The organism is Massilia sp. YIM B02769, from assembly GCF_030411995.1.
Taxonomy (GTDB): domain Bacteria; phylum Pseudomonadota; class Gammaproteobacteria; order Burkholderiales; family Burkholderiaceae_D; genus Telluria.
Map to the genome: position 1 here is coordinate 1 of NZ_JASNRC010000002.1, position 24,253 is coordinate 24,253.

Annotated in this window: 27 protein-coding genes; 1 reads left to right on the forward strand and 26 read right to left on the reverse strand. The window is 62.8% G+C overall.

From position 1 onward, the window contains the following. The 25 genes from QPK31_RS02665 to QPK31_RS02785 form a co-directional block, all read right to left on the reverse strand. Window positions 1-692 (reverse strand): hypothetical protein (locus QPK31_RS02665; RefSeq protein ID WP_290421396.1); only part of this gene is annotated, 692 nt, incomplete at its 3' end. After that, window positions 689-2,185: a hypothetical protein gene (locus tag QPK31_RS02670; RefSeq protein WP_290421397.1), complete on the reverse strand. Its 1,497-nt coding sequence runs from the start codon at window positions 2,183-2,185 to the stop codon at window positions 689-691. The genes QPK31_RS02665 and QPK31_RS02670, both read right to left, overlap by 4 nt. Beyond that, window positions 2,182-6,081 (reverse strand): hypothetical protein, encoded by a 3,900-nt coding sequence (locus QPK31_RS02675; protein ID WP_290421398.1) that lies wholly within the window; start codon window positions 6,079-6,081, stop codon window positions 2,182-2,184. The genes QPK31_RS02670 and QPK31_RS02675 overlap by 4 nt, the downstream gene beginning before the upstream one ends. Before the next feature lie 13 nt (window positions 6,082-6,094). Further along, the gene (locus QPK31_RS02680) at window positions 6,095-6,517 is read right to left on the reverse strand and encodes a DUF1799 domain-containing protein (protein ID WP_290421399.1); all 423 of its coding nucleotides are present in this window, start codon (window positions 6,515-6,517) and stop codon (window positions 6,095-6,097) included. After that, the gene (locus QPK31_RS02685) at window positions 6,469-6,801 is read right to left on the reverse strand and encodes a hypothetical protein (protein WP_290421400.1); all 333 of its coding nucleotides are present in this window, start codon (window positions 6,799-6,801) and stop codon (window positions 6,469-6,471) included. Before QPK31_RS02685 ends, QPK31_RS02680 begins: the two co-directional genes overlap by 49 nt. A 31-nt stretch (window positions 6,802-6,832) precedes the next feature. Next, a complete protein-coding gene (locus tag QPK31_RS02690) occupies window positions 6,833-7,798 on the reverse strand; it encodes a phage tail tube protein (protein ID WP_290421401.1) in 966 nt (321 codons plus the stop codon). A 2-nt stretch (window positions 7,799-7,800) separates the two neighbouring features. Continuing rightward, window positions 7,801-7,953, reverse strand: coding sequence for a hypothetical protein (locus QPK31_RS02695; RefSeq protein WP_290421402.1), 153 nt, complete (start codon window positions 7,951-7,953; stop codon window positions 7,801-7,803). A 1-nt stretch (window position 7,954) separates the two neighbouring features. Continuing rightward, window positions 7,955-8,386, reverse strand: coding sequence for a hypothetical protein (locus QPK31_RS02700; protein ID WP_290421403.1), 432 nt, complete (start codon window positions 8,384-8,386; stop codon window positions 7,955-7,957). Next, entirely contained in the window at window positions 8,383-8,679 is a 297-nt protein-coding gene (locus QPK31_RS02705) for a hypothetical protein (RefSeq protein ID WP_290421404.1), read from the reverse strand. The genes QPK31_RS02700 and QPK31_RS02705 overlap by 4 nt, the downstream gene beginning before the upstream one ends. Window positions 8,680-8,688: 9 nt before the next feature. Beyond that, on the reverse strand, window positions 8,689-9,021 hold the full coding sequence (locus QPK31_RS02710) for a DUF2190 family protein (protein WP_290421405.1): 333 nt from the start codon (window positions 9,019-9,021) through the stop codon (window positions 8,689-8,691). A gap of 36 nt (window positions 9,022-9,057) precedes the next feature. After that, entirely contained in the window at window positions 9,058-11,142 is a 2,085-nt protein-coding gene (locus QPK31_RS02715; protein WP_290421856.1) for a prohead protease/major capsid protein fusion protein, read from the reverse strand. 63 nt (window positions 11,143-11,205) lie between these two features. Continuing rightward, on the reverse strand, window positions 11,206-11,520 hold the full coding sequence (locus QPK31_RS02720) for a hypothetical protein (protein ID WP_290421406.1): 315 nt from the start codon (window positions 11,518-11,520) through the stop codon (window positions 11,206-11,208). 15 nt (window positions 11,521-11,535) lie between these two features. Further along, the gene (locus QPK31_RS02725) at window positions 11,536-13,035 is read right to left on the reverse strand and encodes a LamG-like jellyroll fold domain-containing protein (RefSeq protein WP_290421407.1); all 1,500 of its coding nucleotides are present in this window, start codon (window positions 13,033-13,035) and stop codon (window positions 11,536-11,538) included. 3 nt (window positions 13,036-13,038) lie between these two features. Next, window positions 13,039-13,482: a hypothetical protein gene (locus QPK31_RS02730; protein WP_290421408.1), complete on the reverse strand. Its 444-nt coding sequence runs from the start codon at window positions 13,480-13,482 to the stop codon at window positions 13,039-13,041. Further along, window positions 13,479-13,943, reverse strand: coding sequence for a hypothetical protein (locus tag QPK31_RS02735; RefSeq protein WP_290421409.1), 465 nt, complete (start codon window positions 13,941-13,943; stop codon window positions 13,479-13,481). Before QPK31_RS02735 ends, QPK31_RS02730 begins: the two co-directional genes overlap by 4 nt. Before the next feature lie 4 nt (window positions 13,944-13,947). After that, on the reverse strand, window positions 13,948-14,337 hold the full coding sequence (locus QPK31_RS02740) for a hypothetical protein (RefSeq protein ID WP_290421410.1): 390 nt from the start codon (window positions 14,335-14,337) through the stop codon (window positions 13,948-13,950). A gap of 3 nt (window positions 14,338-14,340) precedes the next feature. Beyond that, complete coding sequence (locus QPK31_RS02745) at window positions 14,341-15,822, reverse strand: phage portal protein (protein WP_290421411.1); 1,482 nt, start codon at window positions 15,820-15,822, stop codon at window positions 14,341-14,343. After that, entirely contained in the window at window positions 15,822-16,034 is a 213-nt protein-coding gene (locus QPK31_RS02750; protein ID WP_290421412.1) for a phage head-tail joining protein, read from the reverse strand. The genes QPK31_RS02745 and QPK31_RS02750 overlap by 1 nt, the downstream gene beginning before the upstream one ends. A gap of 48 nt (window positions 16,035-16,082) precedes the next feature. Continuing rightward, window positions 16,083-16,379: a Mor transcription activator family protein gene (locus QPK31_RS02755; RefSeq protein ID WP_290421413.1), complete on the reverse strand. Its 297-nt coding sequence runs from the start codon at window positions 16,377-16,379 to the stop codon at window positions 16,083-16,085. Then, window positions 16,373-18,367, reverse strand: a complete 1,995-nt coding sequence (locus QPK31_RS02760) for a phage terminase large subunit family protein (RefSeq protein ID WP_290421414.1) — start codon at window positions 18,365-18,367, stop codon at window positions 16,373-16,375. Before QPK31_RS02760 ends, QPK31_RS02755 begins: the two co-directional genes overlap by 7 nt. Next, the gene (locus tag QPK31_RS02765; RefSeq protein WP_290421415.1) at window positions 18,364-18,930 is read right to left on the reverse strand and encodes a hypothetical protein; all 567 of its coding nucleotides are present in this window, start codon (window positions 18,928-18,930) and stop codon (window positions 18,364-18,366) included. The genes QPK31_RS02760 and QPK31_RS02765 overlap by 4 nt, the downstream gene beginning before the upstream one ends. Window positions 18,931-19,058: 128 nt before the next feature. Then, window positions 19,059-19,808: a hypothetical protein gene (locus tag QPK31_RS02770; RefSeq protein WP_290421416.1), complete on the reverse strand. Its 750-nt coding sequence runs from the start codon at window positions 19,806-19,808 to the stop codon at window positions 19,059-19,061. Window positions 19,809-20,099: 291 nt separating this feature from the next. Then, window positions 20,100-22,883 (reverse strand): DUF5906 domain-containing protein, encoded by a 2,784-nt coding sequence (locus QPK31_RS02775; RefSeq protein ID WP_290421417.1) that lies wholly within the window; start codon window positions 22,881-22,883, stop codon window positions 20,100-20,102. Beyond that, window positions 22,870-23,115 carry a hypothetical protein gene (locus tag QPK31_RS02780; RefSeq protein WP_290421418.1) on the reverse strand — a complete coding sequence of 82 codons (246 nt, stop codon included), beginning with the start codon at window positions 23,113-23,115 and terminating at the stop codon, window positions 22,870-22,872. Before QPK31_RS02780 ends, QPK31_RS02775 begins: the two co-directional genes overlap by 14 nt. Further along, complete coding sequence (locus QPK31_RS02785; protein WP_290421419.1) at window positions 23,115-23,558, reverse strand: phage regulatory CII family protein; 444 nt, start codon at window positions 23,556-23,558, stop codon at window positions 23,115-23,117. Before QPK31_RS02785 ends, QPK31_RS02780 begins: the two co-directional genes overlap by 1 nt. A 91-nt stretch (window positions 23,559-23,649) precedes the next feature. Here QPK31_RS02785 and QPK31_RS02790 point away from each other — a divergent pair, with 91 nt between their 5' ends. Beyond that, window positions 23,650-23,898: a hypothetical protein gene (locus QPK31_RS02790; protein ID WP_290421420.1), complete on the forward strand. Its 249-nt coding sequence runs from the start codon at window positions 23,650-23,652 to the stop codon at window positions 23,896-23,898. 17 nt (window positions 23,899-23,915) lie between these two features. Here the strand turns inward: QPK31_RS02790 and QPK31_RS02795 are convergent, their stop codons facing one another. Next, entirely contained in the window at window positions 23,916-24,206 is a 291-nt protein-coding gene (locus QPK31_RS02795) for a YdaS family helix-turn-helix protein (protein WP_290421421.1), read from the reverse strand. Window positions 24,207-24,253: the final 47 nt, after the last annotated feature.

Genomic DNA, 24,253 nt, shown 5'->3' on the forward strand with positions numbered 1-24,253 from the left:
TCCTTGAAGCGTGGGTCAGGGATAAGGTTATTGGCGTCGCCCATGACTGCCAGGCTTCGAGCAGTTACAGCGCCTACGGCAAGTTTCTCAGCCGTGATTGCCCCTGCGGACAACGCTGCCGTGAGGATCGATTCGGTCGCGATCAGACGGCCGTTGACGACCACACCATTCTCGACCCAGGCGGAGCCGGTCCAGCGCTTCTCCATGACGAAAGTGCCGCCACTGATCGTCACTACATCACCGATGACCTTGGTGGTCGGCACCGTGATATTTGCCAGGGCGTCGGTCCAGGCCGTGCCCGAGCCGTAGTAGTGGCCGGCGCCGCGCGCGCCAGGTGTGCCGCTACCGGACGCACCGTCGCGCAGCACTGGGATGATCAGCGCGCGCTGGAACTCGTCGCCGTTGCTCACCACCTTCGCTGTGACGATGGCGGTTTGGCCGTCATAGGTGACGTCGACGCTGCGGCCGACGGCGTTTGACAGCGTGCCGCCGACGGCAGTGAAGGACACCGTATCGTCCAGGCCAACCAGATCCGCCGTGACGGTCACCTTGGCCAGGTCGACCTGACCTGCTGCATTCAGGTGGAATCCTGGAGCGCTGGCCGTCAGGTTGATCCAGGCGTTCTTCGGATTGACGATGCGCACTGTCGCGGCCTGCAGGATGGCGTCACGGTCGTTCAGTACTGTGCTCATACGAGGAAGCCCACTTTGATGCGCCCAGTGTTCCAGTCGGGCGCCAATGAAATAACGATGCCGGAGACACCGGCGGCCATGCCGAAGCGCGAGCTGAAGACGGTCACCGCCTGGCCCAGCTCGAGCTGCAGCAGTTCGGGCACGCCGTCGAACTCGTAGGTCGTGCGCGGCACCTTCCACAGGTCAAGGCGGCGCTGCGCTTCGACATCGGCGTCAGCCCGGGTCAGCAGCATCGTGTCGACCTGGACCGGCTCCGCGTTCAGGCGGTAGGTGGCCAGCGTCGCGGCGTCGGTCTTGGTCGTAGTCAGCCACTCTTCGGTAAAGAGTCCCTTGTGCACCTCGGGCAGGTTGGCCAGCGTGCCGGCGTCCTGCACGGTCCAGTTCTTGGCGAAACCCAGCTTTACGGCGCCGACGGGATCGGTACGGACGGTAGGCTGCAGCGTGCTGGCACCCTGCGTCTCAAGCATGTGCTCCGGCCTGATCACGAACGGCGTGCCGGTACCGGGAAGCGCGACCTGGATCAAGCGCATCAGGCCCAGGCGCGACATCACCAGCTGCGCGCCGATACTGCCGAGCAGCATCTGGCACGCGACCAGCACGTTGAGCCGGTCGGTGGAGTACAGCCCCATCGGCTGCGGGTGCGCCACGTCAAACGCAGCGAGGTTTGCCAGGTCGAGATCCGCATCGGTGAAGCGGTCGGGGACCTTCCCATAGCCGGTTGCCAGGCGCCTGCACATCGTGGCCGCGGTGTCGCAGTAGCCCGCGGCGTTGTCGCCCTTGATGGACAACGTTACGGCGCCGGCGGGCGTGGACTCCAGCGTCACGGTACCGGCGGCCGGATTAGATGTCATCGCCACCGGGGCGCCGTTGTCGCGCGCCTCGTTGGCGATCACGCCCTCTGCCGACGCGCAGTGGTAGCCATAGGTCAGCGTCGCCGGGTTGATCGGCAGCGGCGTGATGTTCGACACCTGCCCGATCGCGAACGGCAGCAGCGAATCCTTCTGCTCGGTCTCGCCGCCCAGCTTCACCTCGGTGATCGCCGTGTTCAGGCGCTGCAGCTTGTCGCGCAGCTTCAGGGCCAGCTTGTTACGGCCGCGTGGGGCGATGTCCGCCACGATGCCGTTGAAGATCATCCGGAAGTCGGCGCGTGGCCAGCGAAGGTCGCCGATGTACGCCTTGATCTCCCGGTTCGTCCACACGTATCCGGCGCCGGCCCAGGCGTCGCGCACGCCGGCGGTGTTGTCGATCTCCAGGTCGCCGGCGGAGAGCGCACCATCGCCTTCGAGCGACAGGCGCTCGGTGAACAGTGTGCCGACGGTTGCAATCGGGAGGTATTGCGTGTTGGCCGGACTGTCGGCCGGCGACGTGGTGTAAGACCTGGTAGCCATGTAGACCGTGGTCTCGACGCCGTTCACCTGGGCTATCGCCTCAATCAGGACACAGCGATACGCGGCCGAGCTCGTCAGCCAGGCCAGGAATTGAGCATCGGTCATTGCGGGGCCACCCTGTCTTCGAACCTGCTGATTGAAGTAATCGCCGACGCTGCGATTCGCCCCATGGCTTCGGCCGAGTCGCGCGACGCCAAGGCTCCGCCGCGGATGATGTCGCCAGTCTGGCGATTCGCATCCGCGCGCAAGCCCGACACCTCCGTGCGCAGCGCCTTCACCTCGGCCACCAGTGCTTCGGTGTTGGATGTGCCGTAGGAGCTATACGGAATCGGCGTATTAACAGGCGGCGCTACTCCAACTAGTGGCGCGATGTTCTTGGCCATTGCCGCATTCAGCTGCTGGATCGCGTCACGAACCGACAGCACGGACTTATTCACCTCGATCAGCCCCGAGACGGAAGCCTTGAGCGATTCAAGTTGGGCCTGGCCAACGTCTACTTGGGCCTCTGCCCACGTCGCTGCCTCTTCTGTTGCCGCCTGGGCGTACTCGAAGTCTTGAGTGAAACCGATGCCGCTGGCGTACATGACGCGCGACGCCTCTAAGAATGCGGTGTATGCATCCTGGTATCGCCCCTGCGCCGCTTCATCACCTCCGCGTGCAGCGGCGAGCACCGCCTCGTATTGCGTTTTTGCTTCCGCATACTTTTGCGATGGTGAAAGGGGCGACAAGCTGCCAAGCAGCGCGCTGTCCTTCAGGTTGCGCAAGCTGCTTGCGAACGACCCCATCTTAGTGATCGTGGCCTGCAAGGCCTGGGTCTCAGCGTTATAGGCGTCAGCGAGCGCTGATCGCTGTTCGGCAAGATCGACAGTAGCCGGGTGAACAGCCGCGAAAGCGTCTGCCAATTTCATCAGCGCAGCATACTGCTGAGCGCCTGCTACGGTGCTGACATCCAGACCATCAATTACCTGTTTGAACTGGGTTCTCGTCACAACAGCCGATAGGCCCAGCTTGCCCATCTCGACTGCCAGTGCATCTGCCACAGGCTTCATCCGCTCAGCTTCCGTCAGGAAATTCTGCGCGTAGGATGCGGTCTGCTGTGACAGCGCATCAAGTCCGCCGAACAACTCCACCAACCGCTCACGCGCGGCTACCGACTGAAGCCCGACTTGGTTGAACTGTTTTCCGATTGACGACAGGGCCGCATCGACGCCCGCGTAGTTCGTCGCGATGCGTTGCAGAGTTACAGCTGCGGTCTCCCCCGCTTTGCCCAAGGATGCGATTGAAGGAATCAGCCGCAAAGCCAGCTCGTCGCCCACCTCGCCGAACATTTTGGCAATCAGCTCCTGATTCTTCGCTTCGTCATCGGTAAGCTGCAGCTTGATCGCCTTGCTGTAACCGTTGATGGCGGAACTCTCAAGGCCCATGGCAGCGCCGAAACCTTTAACGGCCAGGATCATCGCTTGGATGGTCGTGTCCAGACCGGCGTCTTGACCAGCAGTCAGATCAGCATTAATCGTGTCCCATTTATCACTACGGAACACACCACCCTTAGCAAGCGTATATGCATATTTGCGGCCCGAGAATCCCGATTCATTGATCGTGCCTTCGAGGCCATGCTCTTTGATAACAGGCGCCTTTCGCCCGAACAAGGCTGCGAACGTCGCCTGGCCCGAGAAGATGTTGGCAGCCGTGTTGCTGAGGCCGATTCCGCGCAATACGTTATCGAATATTCGAATGCCTCCGCCGAGCTGAAGCGGGTCTTTAAGCGTGCCGTTGTGCGTGTCCCAGCCCTGCTTATACAGAGAGTTCGAGAGGGCCATGCCTGCTGCGATCCAGCCGGCAATCGGAACGGCGTACGCACCAGCGCTCGCACCGGCGCCTGCGCTCGCACCAGCCGCAGCACCGTTCGTCGCACCTGCGACGCCGCTCGACAGTTCGCCAATGACTGCGGCCGCGCCAGGCGTGCTCATACCGGTACCGAAGGCCGTCGCAGCTGTCGAGCCGAACATGCTACCGAACTGCGTGATGTATCCGCCAAGGCTTCCAGCCAAGCCAGTTGAAAATCCAGAGTAGATAGTCTTGCCGATATTAAGCAGGTTGGTGATATTGCCAAGCGCTCCACCGCTCTGCCCGCCGAGCGCACTTGCGACACCTGCAACTCCCACCTGCCCGTTAGTCTGACCGGTGATATTGATGATCCACTTCTTGACCGTCATCTGGTACAGCAGCTCATACAGCCCATTTTTCAAGGTGTCCTTCAAGCGATCGAACGCAGATTTGCCGCTGTCGAAGATGCTGATAAAGGTGTCGTGCGCAGTACGCTCGATCGACTCCCACATCTGCCGCTGCCCAGTCATCTCATCCATTTTTCGCATAGCGGCCACTGAACGCTTCTTCGCAGCAATAAGTTTTTCGAGGGTCTCGATTTCATCAAGCGTCAACCCAAGCGAACTACTCTGCGCCAGCTGCTCCTCGAGGCGCGCCAGCTCCAAGTTCTCGATCTCCGTTCGGGTCAGGCCAAACGTACGCTGCAGGTTTTCCTGCTGCTCGGCCTCCTCCTTGGCCACGGTGACCTGCAGATCCAGCAGGTCCATCACTTTGGAACGCGCGACCAAATAGCGCTCCTCGAATTCTGCCGCTTCTTTGCGGGCTTTGGCCTCAGCCTCGACGGCGGCCTTTACGCCAGGTTGCTTGCTGATCAGTTCAGTGACAAGCTCGACATATCGCTCTTCGGTAACCAGCCCTTTCTGACGCATCCCATCGAGACGCGAAAGGTCTTCCATATAAGTTGCGGTCACCCCTGACAGCTCGGCCAGGATCTTTGCCTGTGCCGCCTGCTCCTTGTTTGCAGCAGCGGCCTGCTTGGCCACCTCGGCCGCACTGGCGCCGACAGTCGTCGAGGCGCGTTTGATCCCGGCCACGGTTTCGACCATCTTGTTGCCGCCGTCGGTCCACACGTTGACAACGTTGTCCCAGGCCCCGGTCCAGCCTTTTCCAATGTCGGTGCCGACGTCGATTACCATGGCCGAGGTCGAGGCCGAGGTCCGCTTGATGGTGTCCCACGCCCCCGTGAAGTCGCCACCGGCGACTTTCTTAAGCACGTCGATCGTGCCAGTGAGATTGGTCATGGCCATCGCTGCGAACCCACCGATCACTTTACCGATCGTCGAGAACATTTCGACCACGGGCACGCCTAAGGTGTAGATGGTCTTGAACACTGCGGCGATTGACTGGCCGACGATCTTGAGGCGATCACCCTCGGTCATCGCCGTGAGGAAGGAGCCGGCCAGGCTGCTAAGCGTAGGCAGCAACTCGGCCGCGATACCGCGCGCCACGCCCTGGCCGCCAAGGATCAGCAAATCGAGCGTGTCATTGAACTTACCCGCATTCTCAACAGCCTCTTCGTCCAACGTAAGGCCAAGCTTCTTGGCCATGTCGTCGAGCTCGCGCAATCCCTCCGACCCGCCATTGAGCATGGGGATCATGTCCTTCCCGGATTTGCCAAAGATCGACATGGCCAAGGCCGTTTTTTGCACACCGTCTTCCATGCCGGCGAAGCGGTCGGCCAGCTCGTACATCACCTGCTTGTTGCTCTTGAACGAGCCGTCCAGGTTCTTGGAATTGATATGCAGTTTCTCCAGCCCTTCGTTACCATTGACGATGGCCAGGGAAAGCTTGGCTTGGCTGCCGGCCAAGGCGTCTGCCTCCATGCCGCCCATCTGGTACGCGAGCTCCAGACCAGCAAGATCCTTAATGGCGATGCCTGTCTGTTGCGAGAGGTCGCTGGCGGCGTCTGTTGCATCGATCGCACCCTTGATCCATGAACCAAAGGCGACAACCCCAGCAAGCACAGCAAGTGCCCCGACGGACTTCGCGAGAGCGCCAATCTTAGCGCCCATGCCACTCATCGAGTCGCCCACACTTTCGATATCCCGGCGCGCTTCACGCGTTCCGTTCACATCGATAATCACTTCAGCACGCGATCCGCCTACCAATGACATTTGCTTTCCTGTTCTAAGAATTCCGCCGCTGCGCCCACTCGTCGAGTGCCGCCCGTTCCATGGCCTGCATCAGCTTGAATATGCGATTCCTGTCTCGCGGCTGGATATCGCCACGTCGAAGACAAACGTCGACCCCTGCATAGTTCAGCCCCACGGGGCCTGCATTACCGACTGTCCACTGTGTCTGCACTTCGAGCCAGAACAGAAACGCATCTTCGTTCTCAGGCCAAAGCCAAACCTCGTCAGCCTCAAGGTCCAGAGTGCCTTCAATGTATAAGCCCAATAAAGCGAGCCCGTTCTCGACTTCGGATTTGGGTTCGTCCGGGGATAGACCCAGGAACTCTTTAAGGCACAGGTCGCCGCGCGCGTAGAAGCGCGCGGCCTCGATTAGTTTTTTGCGACGGCGCCGATATTGCTGAGGTATGCCTTGGAGCAAACGGCAGCCAGCCCGGGCTGTTCGAGAACGTCAGCGAGGTTCTCGGCGGTGAAGTCGATTGGGTTGCCCTGGTCGTCCAGGACACCTTCCCAGCCAGTCGAAACGCGTTGCACAAACGCCGTCACGGACTCTTCCTTGTCCTCCAGGACAGCTTGCACTTGCGCTTGACTGAGGCGAATGCAGTGCAAGGTGAAGTCGAATGGAACCGGCCGGCCATCCTCGCCCTTGATATGACCCTTGACTTGGACCGGGAGTTTTTCGCGTTTTACGAGTTTGAATGCCATGAGAGAGGTAGCTTTCTTTTTTATGGGTAGATTACAGGGTGACGATCTTCCACTCGTCGTTGCCGGCGGCCGTAGGCACGTAGCGCACGTCGAAGCCAATCAGGCGCTTGCCGTTGCGGTCGACCTTCTTCGGGTTCACCAGCTGTACGTTCGGGGCGAAGACAATTGCTTTGTTGCCCGCCGCGGTACCGATGACGATCCCCAAGCTGCGCGTGACATTGGCCACGACGTCGGCCATCAGCGCGACCTCCTGGGTGGCATCGAGTTCGAGCTCGATGGAACCGGACGAGTCGCGGTCGGTGATGTCAACGGTCTCGCTGCTCAGCATGGCGTCGAAGTTCACCGCGTTGCCGAAGTTCAGCTCCAGGCCGGTGCTCGAGTACTGCGTACCGCCAGACAGCACGCCGGCGTTGTAGGTGCAGCCCAGGGCGATATCGATGACGTTGGCCTTGGTCATCGGTACTGGCTTTTTCCACGGGGCATAAGTGACGCCGGATGGGCTGCCGGTGACGATGCCGCCGTTCACACCCGTCCATTCGAACGCGAGCGTCGGGATCTCGCCGACCTTTGCCGACAGGGTGCAGTTGCCCATGCAGTCGAGCAGCTTATGCAGGACGCCGTCGTCGTAGTAATACTGGGTCAGCGCCTTCAGACCGATCGACACCGGGCTGTATTCGACGCGCGCTGGCGTGGTGAGGGCACCTTCACCAGCTGCGCACCCCTGGAGCAGAACGCCCCAGGCTGGCGGCGTAGCAGCGGTACCGGAGCCGGCCAGCTCGACCGAGTAGCTCAGCTTCACGCTGGCCGGGCCGACGAGCTGCTCGCTGCCGCCGAACGAGCCGCGGATTACGTCGCGCGAAATGTTCTGGGCGTCGAGCGCGGTAATCGAAACGTCCTTGATCAGGATCGCATTGGCCGCGCCAGTCGGGGCGGCATCGACGCCTGGGGTGGTCTGGACCTTGGCCGTGACGACCGAGTTTTTGATTTTGCGTGGCATCGTTACTCCTGCGGTTCGGATGGGGTTTCAGCAGCCTGCTCGGCAGGCGCCACGTCGTTTGAGATCCAGTCCCAGGTGGCGTCGTCGAAGCGCCAGGAACCGCCGCCGGGCAGCGGTGGGATCGGCCGGCTTTCCGGCTTGGTGATGTCGGTCATGTCAATCCAGGGTTGAGTTGTTGGTGCGATGGTCGGCCACGTACGTGATCCGCACCCATCCGGTTTTCTTTCCTTCGAGCGCGTTCTGGGCCTCGACCCCGACAACGGTCAGGTCGCCGATCAGGCCGCCCAGCGTCGGGTCTTGCGCCAGGCGCTCGAACACTGCGAACAGCAGCGGGTCGACCGCCAGGTCGCCGCTTTCGGTCAAGCTGCGCGCAAAGCATTCGACGCTGATGGTCGAGCTCCAGTCAGTTGGAGCACCGGCGATGGTGGCCAGCTGCGGAAGCGCGCGGTTGAACTCGACGTTGATCGCCCGGTCTACCTGGTCGGGGACCACGCTGCTGGATGACCGATAGATCTTGTCGCACACCGCCGGCGCCGCCGACAGCTGGGCGATGACGGCGCTGACGATGGTGGCGAACGCGGTCCTCATTGCGTGCGCCCTACGGTCAGTACGGTCATGCCGGTACCGTCCGGGCTTGCCGTGATCACGACGTACGGCACGCCGTTGATGGTGATCTCCTGCTCGACCGGATCAGCAGGAAGCTCCGAGCTGGCAACCTTCACGGTTGGGCTTACGTCCGCCGCCCCCATGCCGAGATCCACAACACTGGACGGGCAATCGAAAATGCCTGGCACGGTCGCACCGGCGACGCCAACCTGAGCATTGGCCAGGTGGCGCAGCACGGCGACGTTCGCGGCGGCTTCGAGAGCGGCGAAGTTCATGGCAGCTGGTTAACGCACCACGCCGTCCAGCAGCACGCGAGCGGTGCTGGCGGACGCGGTCTTGTCTGCGGTGAAGCAGCCGACCAGGGTGTTATTGGTCGCCGTGGTGGTGATGCGCTTGGCGGTGTTATCCCAATACGCTTTCGCGCCCTGGGCAGCGGTGTCGGCGCCGTTGGCCACGAGATCGAACACACCTTCGCGGGCGATCTCGACCGACGTGCCCTGCAGCGCATCGCCGGCCGCGACGCCGAACAGCGCGCCGACCAACACGCCCTGGCCGCTGAGGACCAGAGCAGGAGCGATAACGCTGACGACGTTACCGGATTGGACTTTGTTACGCATGTGCTTTCCTTGATGAGGTGGTTGAGGAACAGGCGCTTACGCGCCCGCGCCCTTCTGCAGGCCGCGGAAGTCGATGGCCGCAGCAGCGAAATCGAGGCGGCACTTCCAGGTGACGCCATCGATTTCGAAGCCAGCCTGGCTTTCGATGACGGGGCCTTCGGCACCGTCCAGGTAGCAGTACTCGACGGTGTCGACCTGGCTGTTGTTGCTGGCCAGGTACCAGGCGGTTTCGCTCGCGCTGTCCAGGATCGGCTCGACGATCGGCTCGACCGCGGTACGGCCGCCGGCACGGAACTCGTTCACGTCCGATTGCTTGGCCGGGACGTAGTTCGCACTGGTCAGCTGGTAGGCTTCCTGCTCGAGCGAGGCGGGCACGATCAAGAAGTTCGGCGCCAGGTTCAGCTCTTCGTCCGCCAGACCTTTCTGCCGGCGCATCGCCGTGCGCGCGGTTTTCAGGGACGACAGCTGCAAAGCGGAGCTGCCACCGGTAGCCAGATTCTTATGGTCAGCATGGAACAGTTCCTTGCTGTCACCCATCAGCGGATTGCCAGTCAGTTGGCTGTAGACCAGGCGATTTTCCAGCCGGCTGGAGCTTGCGCCGAAGGCGCTCACCAGGCGCTCGAACGCGCGCAGGTCGTCGTTGATGATGGCCTGGCGGGTCAGCGAGATCATGCGGCCGTAGGTCACCAGCGCGTAGTTCATTGCGGCGTCCTTCATCGTGCCGTACTTGAACTCGCCGTGTTCGTTGGTGCGCAGCAGCTCAGGTGCGCCCGACAGCTGGACGATGTTGATGTTCTTGAAGTCCGGTGCATTCGGCGCGCGGCGTGCCCACTGGGTGTAGGTACCCTGGTTTTCTTCGTAGGCGCCGCGCATGCGCTTGTTCGCCACGTTGGCAAAGATCGCGGCGAAGTCGCTGGTGCCATGCATGCCCGAGCGGTAGTGCAGGATCTCGGTCGCCAGGCGCATCTTGTCCATGCCGCGAGTCTGGACGCCACGCGCTTCCAGGAAGTCGCGGCCGATCTCGATCAGGCTCATGCCACGGTACTGGCGGCCGTTGTCGGTCAGGTTCGTGCCGACGTGGATGCGATGCATCATCGCTTCCTCGATGCCGGCCATGCGCACCTGGTGCTCGTCGGTGATGGTCTGGATGCGGGTGTTCTGGTGGCCACCGGCAGCGGCATCGTTACGGGCCAGTTCTTCCAGCACGGCAGCACGGGCCTGGTCGACCGAACCACCGCTGCGGATCAGGCCGGCGGCCAGGTGGCCGACAGCGTGACGGGTGCACAACTCGGTGATGTCGGCAGCGCGGGTTGCTGCTTCTGTTGCTGCGCGGGTCGCGGCATCGTCGCCAGCTGGCGGATTCGATGGTGCAGCCCCCGTCGGCGCCGGTGCTGGGGCAGCTGGAGCGGCGGTACGGGTTGCATCGGTAGGCGCTGGGTTCGGTGCGCCCGACTGGGGAGTGGTCATAGGGTTTTCCTGTGATGGTGGAACAGACGAAAGGGCGGGCGCCCGGGTGGTGAATTCGCAAGGTGCGCCGTTGGTAGGGGCGCTGCGCGTACTGGCTTCAGCGTCGAATGGAATGCCGACAAAGCTGAGCTCATGCGGTTGCCACGACACGGCACGGTACAGTGGCAAGGTGCCGCCGTCCGTGCGATCAATAGCGCGCGTGATCTCGTATTTATTGACGACGTAGCCAACCGAGATCGAGCGAATGATCCCGGCCTTAATGTCGTTGACGATGTCAGCGATGTCCGCACGTTTGGACAAACGGAGGGTGGCCGTGCCCACACCGTTTTCGATGGCTCCGCGGATTGCCACACCGAGGATCGCGCCGACGCCGCCGTAGGTGCGATGGCTGTCGAAGACCTGGATCGTGCCAGCCTCGAAGCGCGTCATATCGACCGCTTCCGGCGTAACAGCCAGCTCCTCCTCATACTGCGTCTCGGTCCACCAGTCGTAGCGGCGGCCGCGAGCGCCGGTAGTCCAGACCACTTCAACGGTATTGTCTTGCTCGTTGAAAGTACTGGGGACCAACTCGGCCGAGCGGGTGAGCATCGGCATGTTTCGCGGATCAGTGGCGGACCGGGTAGCGTTCTGCGGGTGGGTGGTTGGCGTCGTCATGCCCACCATTCTGCGGATTGCACTGTCTCAATTCTCGGAAAACTGAGACAACTTTTCCAGCCGTCAACCAGGGCGCGCTTTGAAGTAGATCTTCCTGAAATCGCGGCTCTTGCCGTCGGCGCATTCGAATGCGAACGTCACCGAGTTCTCGGCACCCGCTTGCGTGTCCAGCCCGTCCACCCAAGCGCACACGCAGGTTCCATCGATGAAGGCCTCGCCGTCGATCGTCACGCCGCGGGCCTCGCCGGTTACCGCCTCCAGGCTCGTGCCGGCCCGAGTGAGCCAGGCCGCCAGGTCAATCCCGTACAGGAGGCGAGCGCCTGGCGTCTTGTAGATGGTGAGCTGGCCGTCAATGACAAAGTAGGTTTCAGTACGCATGTGGTGTTCGTTCTTTCAATGAAGGGTCAGGATGCGCTGCTCACCGGCGGCAGTCCAAATGCGGCACTCGCCTACGGCAGCATAGATACGCAGCTCACCAGGATCGGTATAGATGATTGCCAGGCCGATCCGTACCAGCGCGCCGACCGTGCCCGTGTTGTGCTGGGCTCCATCGGCGCCGGCCAGCACAGCCGACTGCGTAATCGCGCAGGTGTCACCGACGTTCGCCTGCTGCCCTTCTGCGCCTTCCAGCGACTCAGGCGGAGCAATCGTGATCGCGCCCACGCTGCCGTCATTGAACTGGTCGCCGTGATTAGCGATCAGGTTCTGCACTTGGCCGACAGCGCCCGCAGCACCAGCGTTATGCTGCCCTCCATCTGCGCCCGCAAGTACCTGCACCTGCCCGATCGCGCCGACGCTACCGGAATTCAGCTGGTTGCCCTCTACGCCTACGAGCAGACCCGGTGCTTCACTTGTAATCTCGCCACTTCCTGCAGCGTTCTGCTGTACGCCGTCGGCACCAGCGAGGGTCAGCACTTGGCCGATCTGGCCAACGTCGGTGACGTTCAGTTGCGTAGCGTCTGCACCGCCAAGGTTCTGCACCTGGCCAAGCATGCCGACGCTGCCGGCATTCTGCTGCGCGCCGCCAGCGCCTGCGGTTTCTTGTGTTTGGGTTATCGAACCGGCGGAGCCTACATTGGCCTGGCTACCATCCCGCCCGGCAAGCTGGAGCGGGACGGCGGCAGGCGCTGCGCCAACCAGACGCCGTGGCGCTCGCAACATCTGCCATGGCGCAGTGCGCTGAGCCTCCATCTCTACAGGGTCGAGCAGGCGCTCCCACGTGTTGAAGAGGGAAATACTGCCGTCCCAACACCGCGCGTTATCGGAGCCCCGGTTGCCTATGACCAGCGGGGCTGATGAGTCGCGTAGTACGCCTGGGTAAACAGCCCGGTCCAGCACGAGCGCCCCGTCTGCCCAAGCGCTGATGTAACTGTTTTCGCCGTCGTAAGCGTGCTGGACCCATAGCTCGACGTCGCGGCCGGTAGCCGCCGAGACGTTTGTTGCAGGGATGTTGACATTACGTTCAGCACCTGTCCCAGCGTAGAAGCCGTACATCATCCGGTTCGTGCTGGCGTACCAGCATAGGAACTGGCCGGTGGAGCTGGTCGTCTTATCGAACACGCGGCCTAGACCACCACCTCCGGAGCCGTTTCTCCGTAGGACGACTTGGTAGGTGCGGCCACTTAATCCGATCGGGCTGGAGAAGCCGGTCGTGATTTTGTCGCTGTTGGAGACGCCAGTGGCGGCGCCGAAGCTTGCTGCGAGCCCGCCGGCAATCGCCGCGACCTTGGTGCCGGTCACCGTTGGGTGCTGCTGCGCTACAAGGTCGAACGCCCGGTGCAGGCCAGGCACCACGGACATGGCCAGCGCTCGCGTGATCGGGTTGCTCCAGTCGACCGGCAGGACATGCTGGGGCTGCTGCGTGAGGCGAGCCGGCTGGATCATTGCACCCATCGATTACGGCGCCAGCTTCTCAGTGCGCGGCGTTATCTTGAGCGTCCAGCCAGCGGCCAAACTCTGGCCGGTGCCGCTGTTGTAAACATAATAGTCAGCCTTGCGAGGCAGGCCGTAGGCGGTCAGCAGCATGGCCTGCTCGGTGGTCGCGTTGTTGACGACGAATGAACCGACGAACAACGTCGGGCGCGAGGCTTCGGGGACTTCGGTATCCTTGGTCCCGTCGATATCGAGCGGGCGGGCATAAAGCAGCAGCGCGGCGCTCTCCACCGGTGCAACGCCGAACGTCCCGACCAAAGCGAAATCCGCGTCGGGATAGCCTTGCCCATCGAGCTCGACGGAGTACGTCGCTGCGCTCGCCTGCACGACGGCCGCGTTCGCGATCATGGCGCCGCTGGATTCGAGCACCTTGACCGTTCCCCACGCTGCGATGCGTTCGCCACTCATAGGGTCACCCGCCCTTCCGCTCTATTCAAGGCAGCGCTCACCTCACTGAAGTGCACCGGCGCCGCGGCATAGCCGAGCGCCTTGATGCGATCGAGCTCTACCTTGTATTCCGGCATAGCGGCGATCAGCTTGTCGAGATACATCTGTGCGTCCGGTAAGCCCGGGTCGAAGGCGCCGCGGCGGATCGGGTCCATTCCCCAGTAGAGCTCGCGGTCCTCGTCGCCATGCGCTTCGACTGCATCCAGGAAGTGGCCACCTCGCGGCGACATCACGGCCAGGATCGTGCCAGTGCCTACGCGCTCGGTCACGCGTTGTAACACCTGGCGCCCGACCGAAAGATGCGCGGCGATCGCCACATCGTTACGGATGGCCACCATGGCGTCCAGCTGGGCCAGGTCCTCAGCCGTCAGATCGCGTCCAGCCAGTTCGGCCAGCGCTTCGCGTTGGGGTTGCGAGAGCATCGGCTTAGACTGGCTGGTTGCTGGTGTAGCTGAGCGGCGGGAAGTTGATCCCGTTGCCGGAAGTGACCGGCATGTCGCTGCTTTCGTCCGTGACGTACAGCACGCGCTGGGTGGCTGTATCAACCCATGCGAAGCCGAGGTCAGCGCCGACGATCGTCGCGGTGGCCGTGCTGCTCTTGGCCGCGCTGGTCACGCGGCGGTTGCCGTCGCCAACGGTCGACAGGGCGAAGTCCGCCGGCGCCATGACGGCCTCGGCCAACTTGTTGCCCATGACGGTCGCATAGCTGTCGCCCTTCGCATAGGCCGAGATCAGGACGATGCGGTTGACGTTTGCCTTCAGGGAGGCCGGGCCGCCGTCGAGGGTATCTTGGTGCGCCCATTTTTGAATGGTCATGCGTTATTCCTTTGTAGCGTTGGTATTTTGTTCTGCGGTGGGGGTGGGCATGTTGCCGCGCTGCAGGAAGAGCATCGTGTCGAGGATGCCTCGCTCCTTCAGCTTCTTGAGGTCGGATGCCCATTCGTCGAACACGACGTCGGGGTCATAGCCGCGCTGGCGGAGCTTTTCGCTCAGGGTCGATAGGCCGGCCGCGATCTCGGCCTGGTCCGCCTTCACGTCCTGCTCGGGGTTCACGTAGTCCCATTTCGGCGGACTGAAGTCGACCGCCATATCACGCCCGCGGATCTTGCCGGCCAGGTAGGCGGCTTCGATGAACGCTTCGTGGATCGGGCGCGCCAGTTTCGGGATCAGGACCAGCCACTGTATCTGCTGTACTTCGCGCCGGAAGTCGAGACCACGCACGCGTGCGCTGCTGAAGTTCACTCCGCTCATGTCGCCGGTCACCATCTCATATGGGACGCCCAGGCCCGTGGCGATGATGTGCACCTGGTACTTCACATACTCGACATGACCCGGCACTGCCTTCGGCTCGACAACGGTGAAGTTCATCCCGGCAGGCATACCCACGATGCCTCCGCCGCCCAGCTCGCCCAGGTCGCGCACGCCACCGCCCTGCTCCGGCGCCGCTCCGCCAAGCGATGCAGGATTTTCCATGCCGGACATGTCGCCGCTGGCCAGCACGCTCAGACGTGTCTCCAAGTTCTTGCGTGCCAGCTCGGCGTCCTCGTACAGCTGCAGGTCCCGCACGCGCGCGATCACCGGCGCAAAGCGCGTGAAGCCGCGGCCCTGTCCGGGGCGCTCAGGGTTGTACAGGTGAATGATGAACTGGGCCGAGACGCGGGTGCTTTGCATCTTGCGACCGCGAATCGTGTTCGCATCGCCTGGGTGCTGGTCCCACAGGTAGTAGGCAGCGACCGCCCCCAGCGCGTCGTACTCGATGCCGTTGATGATCTGGTTGTTCCCGTTCGTGCCAGTACGGGTATCGTCCAGCCAGTCGATCTCGAGTAGTTGCAGCTGCAGCGGCACCGGCAGGCCATCGGTCGGTCGGCGCGGGCGCAGCCGCACCAGCACCTCGCCGTCCTGCTCCATCGCGGCATACGCCGCCTTCACCATTCCGAAGTAATCGTAGCGACCGTCCGCATCGCAGACCTTGCTCCATTCGGCGAACAGCTTGTTGATCGTGTCCTTTTCCTGGCCGGTTGCGCGCGGCACGATGCCGGTACCGACGGTGGCCGTGGCCAGGCCTTTCAGTGCCGCACAGCAGTAGGGAACGTTCTGCACCAAAGCGCGTGCTTTGACGCGCAAGGTCTTCGCATCGGCCTGGTGGTCCGCGTTTGCGCTCGCGCCGGCGCGGCGTGGGCGCCAGGTGTCGCGTGGGCTTGCAGCCTCGTACGCCCGCTCCAGCTGCTTGCGAGCGAAATGCCGTGCGATGCCGGCGTGGGGGTTGACCCAGCCGATAACCCGGTCGATCAGGTTCGGCATCAGTCGCCCCTCGAGGTGGTGAAGCCGAAGCGGAAGACGCTCGGGCCGCGGTTGCGACCGGTGGCGTTCACGACCGTGGCGACGTGATTGCGCGCCTCGATCAGCGAGGCGGTGGATTGGTAGGTAACTTTGCGCCCGCCGAACTCCACCGACAGCGTGCCGGAAGCGATTGCGGTGTCGAGCGCGTCGAGGTCAGATTGAGTGAGGGCCATGCCGCCAAGGGTAGCGGCCGGGCTGTCTCACTTCTCGGAAAACTGAGATTATTTCTTTTCGCCATCTTGCTTAATGATGCGGTACACCGTAGCGCGGCCGATCCCCAGGCGCCGTGCGACCTCGGCGGCATTGCGCCCGTTGAACGCACTCAGTACCTCCCGCGCCAGCTGCTCGCGTGCGGCTTGAGAGCGCTGGGGAATGTAGATTTCGATCCCGCTGAATTCGCGCCGCACCTCCGCCTTCAGCTCAGCAGCCCGTCCTGCGAAGTCCGGGAACTCAGCCTGGATGAACGCGAAGATCGCATCGACCAGGTCGGGGTTACCGAGAATCTCATCCGCTACCATTGTCTGCCTACCAGCCGGCGCGGCATGCTCTGGGTCGACGTGGGTTTGGTGGGTGGCGTCCATGGTTCGGGTCTCGTTTGCTCTACTGGGGTGAGTGCTGCTGATAAGGTCGGCGCCGGCGCCGGGATGGGTTCGCCGCTGGACACTGGCGGCTGTTCAAACAGGTCAGGGGTATCGGGATCGACGAAGTCTCGCAACGCCTTCCACTGTGCTGGCGTCTTCTTGTGCAGCCCGAGGTACTGGGCGCACGCCAGGCCGTACACCATCAAGTCGCCAGCCTCGTTGCGGTCTGCCTTCTTCTTCTCCCAGATGCGCACCTTGCGCCCGCGCTTGAACGCGGTGACGCAGTATTCGGCGGTCAGCTGTTGGTAGTACTCGGCTGGCAAGTCGCTCGGGAAGTGGACGGCGCCAGGGCCTGCGGTCAGGTGGTAGCGCGCGGCCAGGTAGTCCTTCGCCGTGTCGGTACCGATCAGCCACAGCTTGACGCCGTGGGGCATGACCTTGCCCTGCCAGTTCACATCGACCAGCGAGGGCTTCGTACCGAGGATCGGTTTGTTCGGCGTCGAGTGGCCCTTGATGGCGTAGATGTGCCGGTGCTGACGGGTGCGCGTGAAGTTGTAGACGTCATGCGTATTGGCACCACCCGAGTCGATGAACGTTGCGGCGATCGACAGCATGCGGCCGCCGACGTGACGGTACCGGCCGAGCAGCGCCTGGTCGAGTTTGTCCTGGGTGGCCTGCTCGGATGGCGAGCCCTCGATCACCTGGTAATCGACCACCCACTTTTCCATTCCCTCGCCCCAGGCCAGCACCTTCAGCTCGAAGCGGTCCGGCTGCGTGTCGACGCTGCCAGTTAGCACCAAGCCGCCCTTCGGCACCGTCCCCATCTTGTAGGCCTCGGCGCGGGCCTGCAGTTCGCCTGCCTTGGTCTGTTCTTTCTTGCGTTCCCAGCAACGCGCCAGGCGCGTGTTGTAGAACGTGATCATCAGCTCCTCGCTGCCCTCATCCAGCTTGGCCCGGGCGGCGCGGTACTCTCGCAGCAGCGCGATCCAGGGAAGCCAGCCGTACGGCGCAAACATCGCGTTGATCGTGAAGCTGACGGTCTCGCCATCACCGGGCACGCCGTCCGACCAGAGGCCGTTCGCGAACATGCGGTTCTTGTCGGTTTCGACCATGAAGGCGCCGCAGTCGATGCAGGGGTAGATGGCATGGCCGTCGTCGTCCTGCTGCAAGCGCTCGAACACCAGGGGCTGGGCGTGGCCGCAATGCACACACTCGGCCAGTGCCTCCTGCTGCGTCCCCTGCAGGTACAGCGACTCGATAATGGACTGGCCAGTGATCGTCGGCGAACTGGGGAAGTAGCTCTTGCGGTTGCGCTCGAACGTGGTCTGGCGGGCCTTGGCCAACGCGACCGGATCGCCCTCGCCGTTGACGTTGGCCTCGGCGCGATCGACCTCGTCGAACAGCACCCGCCGTGCAGGGATCTCTGAAAGGTTGGCGGCGGCGCCGGCGGTGACGATGTGCAGCGAACCGCCGATGTATTCCTTCGTGTCGAGCGTGTTGACCGAGTCACGCGACCGTGGCGCCGCCACGCGCTCACGCACCTCGGGTACCGCAGCGATGGTCTTGCTCACGCGCGCGCTGGTACGCTTGGCCAGCTTGCCGGTCGGCAGGATCCAGAGGAAGTTGGCCGGCGACTGGTGCACCGTCGAGCAGAACCAGTTCAGGCCGACCTGGGTCTTGAGCATCTGCGACGCACCCATCAGCGCGACCGTCTTGCACGGGTGCGTGTCCGACAGGGCCACCATCACCTCGCGCGCGTGTGGCGTGCGGCTGGTGCGGTACTTGCCCGCCTCATTCGCGCCGGACTCTTTCGGGATGATCATGTAGCGGTCGGCCCAGGCGTCGACCATCATGTTCGGATCAGGCATCAGGCCGCGCGCGAACGCCGACCTGACGGTGCCAGCTGCAGGGGCGAGACCTATCATTTGATTGCGTCCTCGACCTGAACCGTCAGCTTCTCTTCGAACATATGAACCAGGCTTTCGAGCAGCGCCCGGTGCTCGCGATCGATGATGGCCTCGCATGCATCGGCACTGGCCAGCGGCGCCACGTCGGCGGCAATACGCCGAGCGCAGTTCATCAGGCCGTCGCGCAGCGCACGCGCCGCCTCGAACACGGCCGAGTCGACATCGCTCTTGACCAGGTACAGGCCGGCCAGCTCGGCCAGCTTGATCTCGGCGGTTGCCGCCTCCGCCGCCTCCCGCCGCGCACGGCTCGTATCGTAGCCCGGTGTCTTCGCTGGCGGTTCCGCACCTCCTGCACCTCCCGCACCCGCCGGGGTCTTGGGCTGCGCCCCATTTGCCAAGGGGTCAGGGCGGTTGCCGTTCGCACGCTGGCGGGTGTTGCGGCGGTAGAGGTGGGTCGCGTATTCCTCGTCGACCTTGCCATCGGTGACCGGAATCTCGCAACGCTTCACGGCGTCGTACGCAGACTGGCGGGATATCCCCACGGTCGTGGCCCACTCGGCAATGGTTGTCAGGTTCGGCATGTGTTTCGGTACGTTGTCAGGATGTTTGTCAGGAAATGTTTTCGGGTTCCGCTAGTGCGTCGACGGGGCCTGAATTACCCTTGATGCTTGCATCTGGGAAAGAACCTCGACCCCGGGGGGGGGTACCCCTAGCGCAGGCCCACCTCCGCTTGCACCTGGGCCAACCCTTCCGCGAAGTGCACTGGGAAACGCCGGGTGACCGTGTTCGTCGTCACCTCGAAGAACTCCAACAGCTTCTGGTACTGGACCTGGTCGACGAACACCAGCACCGGGCGGACGGCCGTGCCGTGGCCGAAGCGGCGCTTGAGGTAGATGCCCGGCGGCAGGCCGCGGTTACCCTCAGGCAGCGCGAAGTAGGTCACGCCCTGACGCGCGATGGTGCGGTTCGACCTGGTGCTGCCGCTCGCGCGCGACTCGTGGCCGGCGCCGCGCTGTACCTTCAGCTGCGAAAGCATCTGGCGGATCTGCCCGCGCTTCATGTTGCCGTTGCCGTCCAGCTGGGCGCCGGCGGCGGGCACCGCATACCAGCCTTGCGGCATCATCCCTGCACCCTGGAGCATCCGCTCCATACCCTTGTGGCCACGGCCACCGCCGAACACGTGCGGCAGCAGGAAGCGATCCGCCGGCGTGCCTTTGCCGAACGGGTTGTCCTTGACCCACAGGCGTCCCTCCAAGTTGTTCTTGTTCGCGCCTTTGACGAACGTCCCGTTGAGCGCGTACGACGTCGGCCGGTCGAGCTTGGTCTCCATCTCGCCCTTGAACGCGCCCTGGCCATCTTTCAACGAGAGCGTCAGCGCTCTGGCAGCAACGTACGGCCCCTGACGGCCTAGCTCAGTGATACGGGCCCCGACATCTGCGAAGTTGGAACGGATGCTCATTCTCATTACCATTTCTTTTCCTTTACATGGGTTATCAGGCAAAGCCTCAGCCCTTGTTATGTCGAAACCGGCATGGATACTGGCTCTTAACAGGGTTAACAGGGTTAACGTGGTATTGACTACACACACAAGAATCAATGAATCCTTGGCGCTTTTGAATTGAATTCGATACGTGCGCGCGCTCGACCCCTGTTAACCCTGTTAACCCTGTAGAACCCCCATGGATACTGGCTTTCAGCGTTACAGACGAGGCCGCTTGTACGTTAGCCCCTGTTACCGAACGGGCGAGCTTCATGCGGCACCCTTGATGTCGGCCAGCTTGTAGAAGCGTTCGCACTGCTGGCTCAGGGTCTCGGGCGGCTTCTCGGAGTCCTCGGCCTGGGGAATATGGAAGACGGTCAGCAGCCGCTTGGTGGCGCCGCCGATCGTCACCCACTGCCGGTCCTTCTTTACACGTTGGGCGATCAGCTCGGCGAACTTCGTGATGGTGAGCGCGCGGAACCCGAACTTGTTGCAGTAGCGGCCGTAGATCGTGTACAGGTGCTCAGATAGGCAGGAGCAGTACGGCACGCTTAAGTCGCCGGCCTGCCAGGCCAGGTAGAACGCCTCCCAGTCCGGCCGCCCGAAGTTGATCATGCGTTCCTTCGACGACGTCATGATCGGCTTGGTGTGTGGTGTGAAACCATCGAGTGGATAGTCGAGCAGGAAGGCATAGAACGCCTCGCTGAGCCCATCCGTGAGCGCGACCTGAATCTGTGCCAACAACGAGGGGTCGAGGGGATTGCGTGCCTCGACCACCTGGAAGCGCCGATCCTCGGGCTCGATTGGCACGGCCTGGAACTCGTTCGACAGCATCACCACGTTCATATGGTTCGCCTCGGTGCGGTCGTCCTTGAACTTTTGGCTAATGGGCATATCGCGGCCGGTGATCATGTGCTTGATCAGGCCGAAGTGGCTGTACTTGTCCTGGCGCGACAGGATCTCCTCGAACAGCACGAACAGCTTCTGCGACCGCCAGTGCGTGTACTGGGCTTCCAGCTGATGCTGGCCACCGGTAGCGCCGTGCGCACCATATATCGGCTTGACGATGCCCTCGAAGAACAGGCTCTTGCCGGTGCCCTGCTTCTCGCCGAAGAACAGCAACGCCGTTTGCATTTTGGCGCCCGGGTTCTGGAGTGGGTACGCCAGCCAGCACAGCACCCAGTGCAGGATGTCGTCGCAGTTCGCCTCGCTGCTGCACAGGCTCTCCAGCAAGGCCACGGCCAGACCGGCCTTCGCCGCGTCCTTCTTCGGCTTGATCGGGAAGCCCTCGAACATGTTGATGTGCGTGTCGAGGTCGACGCGCTGCGTCGGGTCGAATACCAGCTTGTCCAAGTCGATCTCGCGGTGCATCGGGTGGCCGATCCAGCGGGACGCCAGGTCCGAGCCGCGGGCCAGGGCCATGGCATCGTACGCGATGACGGTGCGCTTCTCGGCGTCCCAAACCGTCTTGGTCCCATACAGCAGCGTGTACCGGTCGAGCATCATCACGATGTTGTCGGCGCCGGCGCCCGTATCGTCGACTGCGACGCCCCGGATAGTCTTCGGCAGGTTGCGCGGGCTGATAGTGCGGCGATCAGCATGCGAAGACCAGGCCGCAGCGCCTTCCTTGCCGACCATATCGACAAAGGCGGCGCGCTTCATGCGCAGCTTATTGAGCGAATCCCAGACGTCAGTCGAGCCCTGAACCAGGGCGCAGTGAGCCAATGCCCACTCAAGCTTGAAGATGCCCGTCATTACTGGCGCCTCGGGCAGCGAGGGGGCCGGGGGAGAGCCGAGCACAGCAGCTGGTGGCGGCAAGGCTGCTGGGGCCTGGTCCGGCTCATTTGCTGGTGCTGCGTCATCGAAATAGCTTGGCACCTCGTCGTCGCCTACTGCCGCCGGCGCCTCGACCATGAGGGCGCGGGAGCGCGCAGCCAGCACCTGGTCGCGCACGACGGTCAGCGATTCGGCCAGGTACAGGTCGTTGAAGTCCGACCACTTGTCGTCGGCGCGCTCGACGAATACAGGCGACACCACCGATGCATTACCGACCACGCGCGCAGCGGCGCGAGAGCGCGAGAGACCGGCATTCTCGAACTTGCGAATCGATATCTGACGACCGGCGCGAATATCGGCCTCGATGTAATCGGTACCCGTGCTGTCCTTGCGCCAGGTGGCGCGCACGCGCACGATGTCGCCGCCCTTCGATTCTATCTCGTGGTCGGCGCCGTCGATGACGGGCACCCACTCCGCGTCGAAGTCTGCCAGCAACGCCTCGGCCAGGCGCGGTACAAGACGCATGTCATCGTCGGCCAGGAACAGCAGATGCGCGGCCGGGAAATCGCTGCGCAGCTGCTGCGCTACCGCCAGCAGGTTGCCGGCATTGAAGGCGACCATCGTTGGCGTGTCGAACTCGGTGGCCATGCGCACGGTTTCGCACGTGGCATAGCCCTCGCCGATTTCGATGAGGGGCGTGAGATCGTTGGCGGTACCGAGCAGGCAGCAGGCACCGACCATATCGGCACCCATGCTAAAGCGCTTCGACCCGTCGGGCTCGATTCGTTGCAGTGCTGCCAGCGTGGCGCCGGCGCGGGTGTACTTCCGTGCCGGCACCAGCAGCTGGCCGCTGGCCATGACGCGCGTGCCCTCTGTGCCAACGCGCTTGCGTTCGAGGTAGCCGTGCGCGGCCTCGGCGGCGGAGCGCCAGTCGATGCGCGCGCGGCTCGCGGCCAGCTCGGCAGCACGTGCCTTTCGCTCGTCCGAAAGGCGCTGCTGCTCGGCCTGCTTGCGCTCGGCCTCGGCACGCTCAGCAGGTGTGACGCCTTCCCAATCGATCGTAACCGGCACCGCATTCTGGTCCTGGCCCTGCCAGACCCCGTAAGCGCCGGTGACGACCTGGCGCCCGCTGTTGAGCCGGAGCTCGCGCAGCACGTACCATGCTTTTTTGCCGCGGCCGAAGCGGTGGATCTTCCCGTCAAGCAGAGGATGGCCGACCGGCAGCGATGGCAGGCCCGAGCCGGTCATCTGGTCGATGACTTGTTCAAGCGTTGCCATTGCCTACCTTTTCGTTCAGCAGTTCGATCAGCAGGCCTTGGTAATGAGCCACGGCGCGAAGGCGCTCCAGCTCAGTATTGATGGGCGCGCGGTCGCGATGACGACGATCAAGCGATTTCCTGATCGTATCGTGTGGACGGTCGACTTCGGTTGAAATAATCTGTAGCGGGGCGTTATTTGGCATGTTGCTCTGGACCGGCGGTTGCTGGGGCTGGGTGCTTTGTGCCGACATCAGTTGTCTGCCATTCCTTCGAAGCGTGCGACGATGCCTTCCAGGGCGCGTTCTGCTCGCTTTACTGCATTACGTACGCGGATTACTTCGGCACGGTCGACTTTTCCATCGGCGAGCGCCTGGTTGATCTCGGCGCCCACCTCGCCGTTCGTTTGCCATACCTTGGCCACCATTTCCAACAGGGCCATGTCGCTCGCCTCGGCGCCGTCCTCGATACGCACGCAGACGTAGCCATGGTTCTGCGCAAAGGCATGCACCATGCGGTGGTCGCCGGTGATGCCGCAGATACGGTCCGCTTCCTCGAACGTAGGTTTATTCGTCGTGCTGTGCACATTCGCTTTGTTGCGCAGGACCTGGGCGGACATCCCCAAGCGAACAGCAAGGGCCTCGCAACCGCCCACAGCGCCATGCACGGTCTGGTAAAAAGCGTCGAGGAGGTTCATGTGAAAAGCCCTTCAAAAAATGGTTCAAAAATTAACTTTTGGACATAGACTTCTGGAAACAAAACAGAGGCCACTATCCATGCGTACCCGAATGACTAATCTCGAAAACGCTCACCGCGCGCTTGCCGCTCAGCACACTGCTCTGCTGGAGGTGTGCCGCGTGCTGCTACCGCTGATCCCGACTCCGCCCGAGTTGGTCGGTCAAGCCCTGGACAATGCCCGCGACCACTGCAATGCGCATATGGACGAGTGCCAGATGGACGACGAATACCAAGCCAGGCTGCGAAAGTGGCTAGACATCCTGTCGAGCGAGGTGCTGGCGGGATGTAAGTCTCGGTGAAGCCTGGCGGAGTGCGCTCAGTCATGGGCAACCTGACTAGGGCCGCTTTGCTCGACAAGCGGATCGTCACGACGGCGCTTATAAGGCTGCTCCACAAGCTCCGGCCAAATTCGTTGCCAGTCGTCAGGACGCAGCGCCTCCCTCGTAACAACGCCACCGGTCTCTCGCCAAATATCAACACAGCGCTCTGGAGAAATAGGCGACTTACCGTTGGCCATCTGCGAGAGATACGAAGGAGAGACGCCGAGGCGGCCCGCTAGGGCCACAGCCCGTCCACGTTCGGTGGCAATGTAAGTTTTGAGGTCCATTCGTTCAGTTTAGTGAATACTAAACCGAACGTCAAGTGAATACTAAT

Excerpts from the sequence above, each read along its gene's own strand:
- QPK31_RS02785 (WP_290421419.1), bottom strand. The coding sequence starts at position 23,558 with ATGAACCTCCTCGACGCTTTTTACCAGACCGTGCATGGCGCTGTGGGC.
- QPK31_RS02795 (WP_290421421.1), bottom strand. The coding sequence starts at position 24,206 with ATGGACCTCAAAACTTACATTGCCACCGAACGTGGACGGGCTGTGGCC.
- QPK31_RS02765 (WP_290421415.1), bottom strand. The coding sequence starts at position 18,930 with ATGCCGAACCTGACAACCATTGCCGAGTGGGCCACGACCGTGGGGATA.
- QPK31_RS02755 (WP_290421413.1), bottom strand. The coding sequence starts at position 16,379 with ATGGTAGCGGATGAGATTCTCGGTAACCCCGACCTGGTCGATGCGATC.
- QPK31_RS02780 (WP_290421418.1), bottom strand. The coding sequence starts at position 23,115 with ATGTCGGCACAAAGCACCCAGCCCCAGCAACCGCCGGTCCAGAGCAAC.
- QPK31_RS02670 (WP_290421397.1), bottom strand. The coding sequence starts at position 2,185 with ATGACCGATGCTCAATTCCTGGCCTGGCTGACGAGCTCGGCCGCGTAT.
- QPK31_RS02710 (WP_290421405.1), bottom strand. The coding sequence starts at position 9,021 with ATGCGTAACAAAGTCCAATCCGGTAACGTCGTCAGCGTTATCGCTCCT.
- QPK31_RS02730 (WP_290421408.1), bottom strand. The coding sequence starts at position 13,482 with ATGAGTGGCGAACGCATCGCAGCGTGGGGAACGGTCAAGGTGCTCGAA.
- QPK31_RS02695 (WP_290421402.1), bottom strand. The coding sequence starts at position 7,953 with ATGACCGACATCACCAAGCCGGAAAGCCGGCCGATCCCACCGCTGCCC.
- QPK31_RS02760 (WP_290421414.1), bottom strand. The coding sequence starts at position 18,367 with ATGATAGGTCTCGCCCCTGCAGCTGGCACCGTCAGGTCGGCGTTCGCG.
- QPK31_RS02745 (WP_290421411.1), bottom strand. The coding sequence starts at position 15,822 with ATGCCGAACCTGATCGACCGGGTTATCGGCTGGGTCAACCCCCACGCC.
- QPK31_RS02690 (WP_290421401.1), bottom strand. The coding sequence starts at position 7,798 with ATGCCACGCAAAATCAAAAACTCGGTCGTCACGGCCAAGGTCCAGACC.
- QPK31_RS02685 (WP_290421400.1), bottom strand. The coding sequence starts at position 6,801 with ATGGCATTCAAACTCGTAAAACGCGAAAAACTCCCGGTCCAAGTCAAG.
- QPK31_RS02790 (WP_290421420.1), top strand. The coding sequence starts at position 23,650 with ATGACTAATCTCGAAAACGCTCACCGCGCGCTTGCCGCTCAGCACACT.
- QPK31_RS02675 (WP_290421398.1), bottom strand. The coding sequence starts at position 6,081 with ATGTCATTGGTAGGCGGATCGCGTGCTGAAGTGATTATCGATGTGAAC.
- QPK31_RS02725 (WP_290421407.1), bottom strand. The coding sequence starts at position 13,035 with ATGGGTGCAATGATCCAGCCGGCTCGCCTCACGCAGCAGCCCCAGCAT.
- QPK31_RS02735 (WP_290421409.1), bottom strand. The coding sequence starts at position 13,943 with ATGCTCTCGCAACCCCAACGCGAAGCGCTGGCCGAACTGGCTGGACGC.
- QPK31_RS02715 (WP_290421856.1), bottom strand. The coding sequence starts at position 11,142 with ATGACGACGCCAACCACCCACCCGCAGAACGCTACCCGGTCCGCCACT.
- QPK31_RS02700 (WP_290421403.1), bottom strand. The coding sequence starts at position 8,386 with ATGAGGACCGCGTTCGCCACCATCGTCAGCGCCGTCATCGCCCAGCTG.
- QPK31_RS02750 (WP_290421412.1), bottom strand. The coding sequence starts at position 16,034 with ATGGCCCTCACTCAATCTGACCTCGACGCGCTCGACACCGCAATCGCT.
- QPK31_RS02740 (WP_290421410.1), bottom strand. The coding sequence starts at position 14,337 with ATGACCATTCAAAAATGGGCGCACCAAGATACCCTCGACGGCGGCCCG.
- QPK31_RS02720 (WP_290421406.1), bottom strand. The coding sequence starts at position 11,520 with ATGCGTACTGAAACCTACTTTGTCATTGACGGCCAGCTCACCATCTAC.
- QPK31_RS02705 (WP_290421404.1), bottom strand. The coding sequence starts at position 8,679 with ATGAACTTCGCCGCTCTCGAAGCCGCCGCGAACGTCGCCGTGCTGCGC.
- QPK31_RS02770 (WP_290421416.1), bottom strand. The coding sequence starts at position 19,808 with ATGAGCATCCGTTCCAACTTCGCAGATGTCGGGGCCCGTATCACTGAG.
- QPK31_RS02775 (WP_290421417.1), bottom strand. The coding sequence starts at position 22,883 with ATGGCAACGCTTGAACAAGTCATCGACCAGATGACCGGCTCGGGCCTG.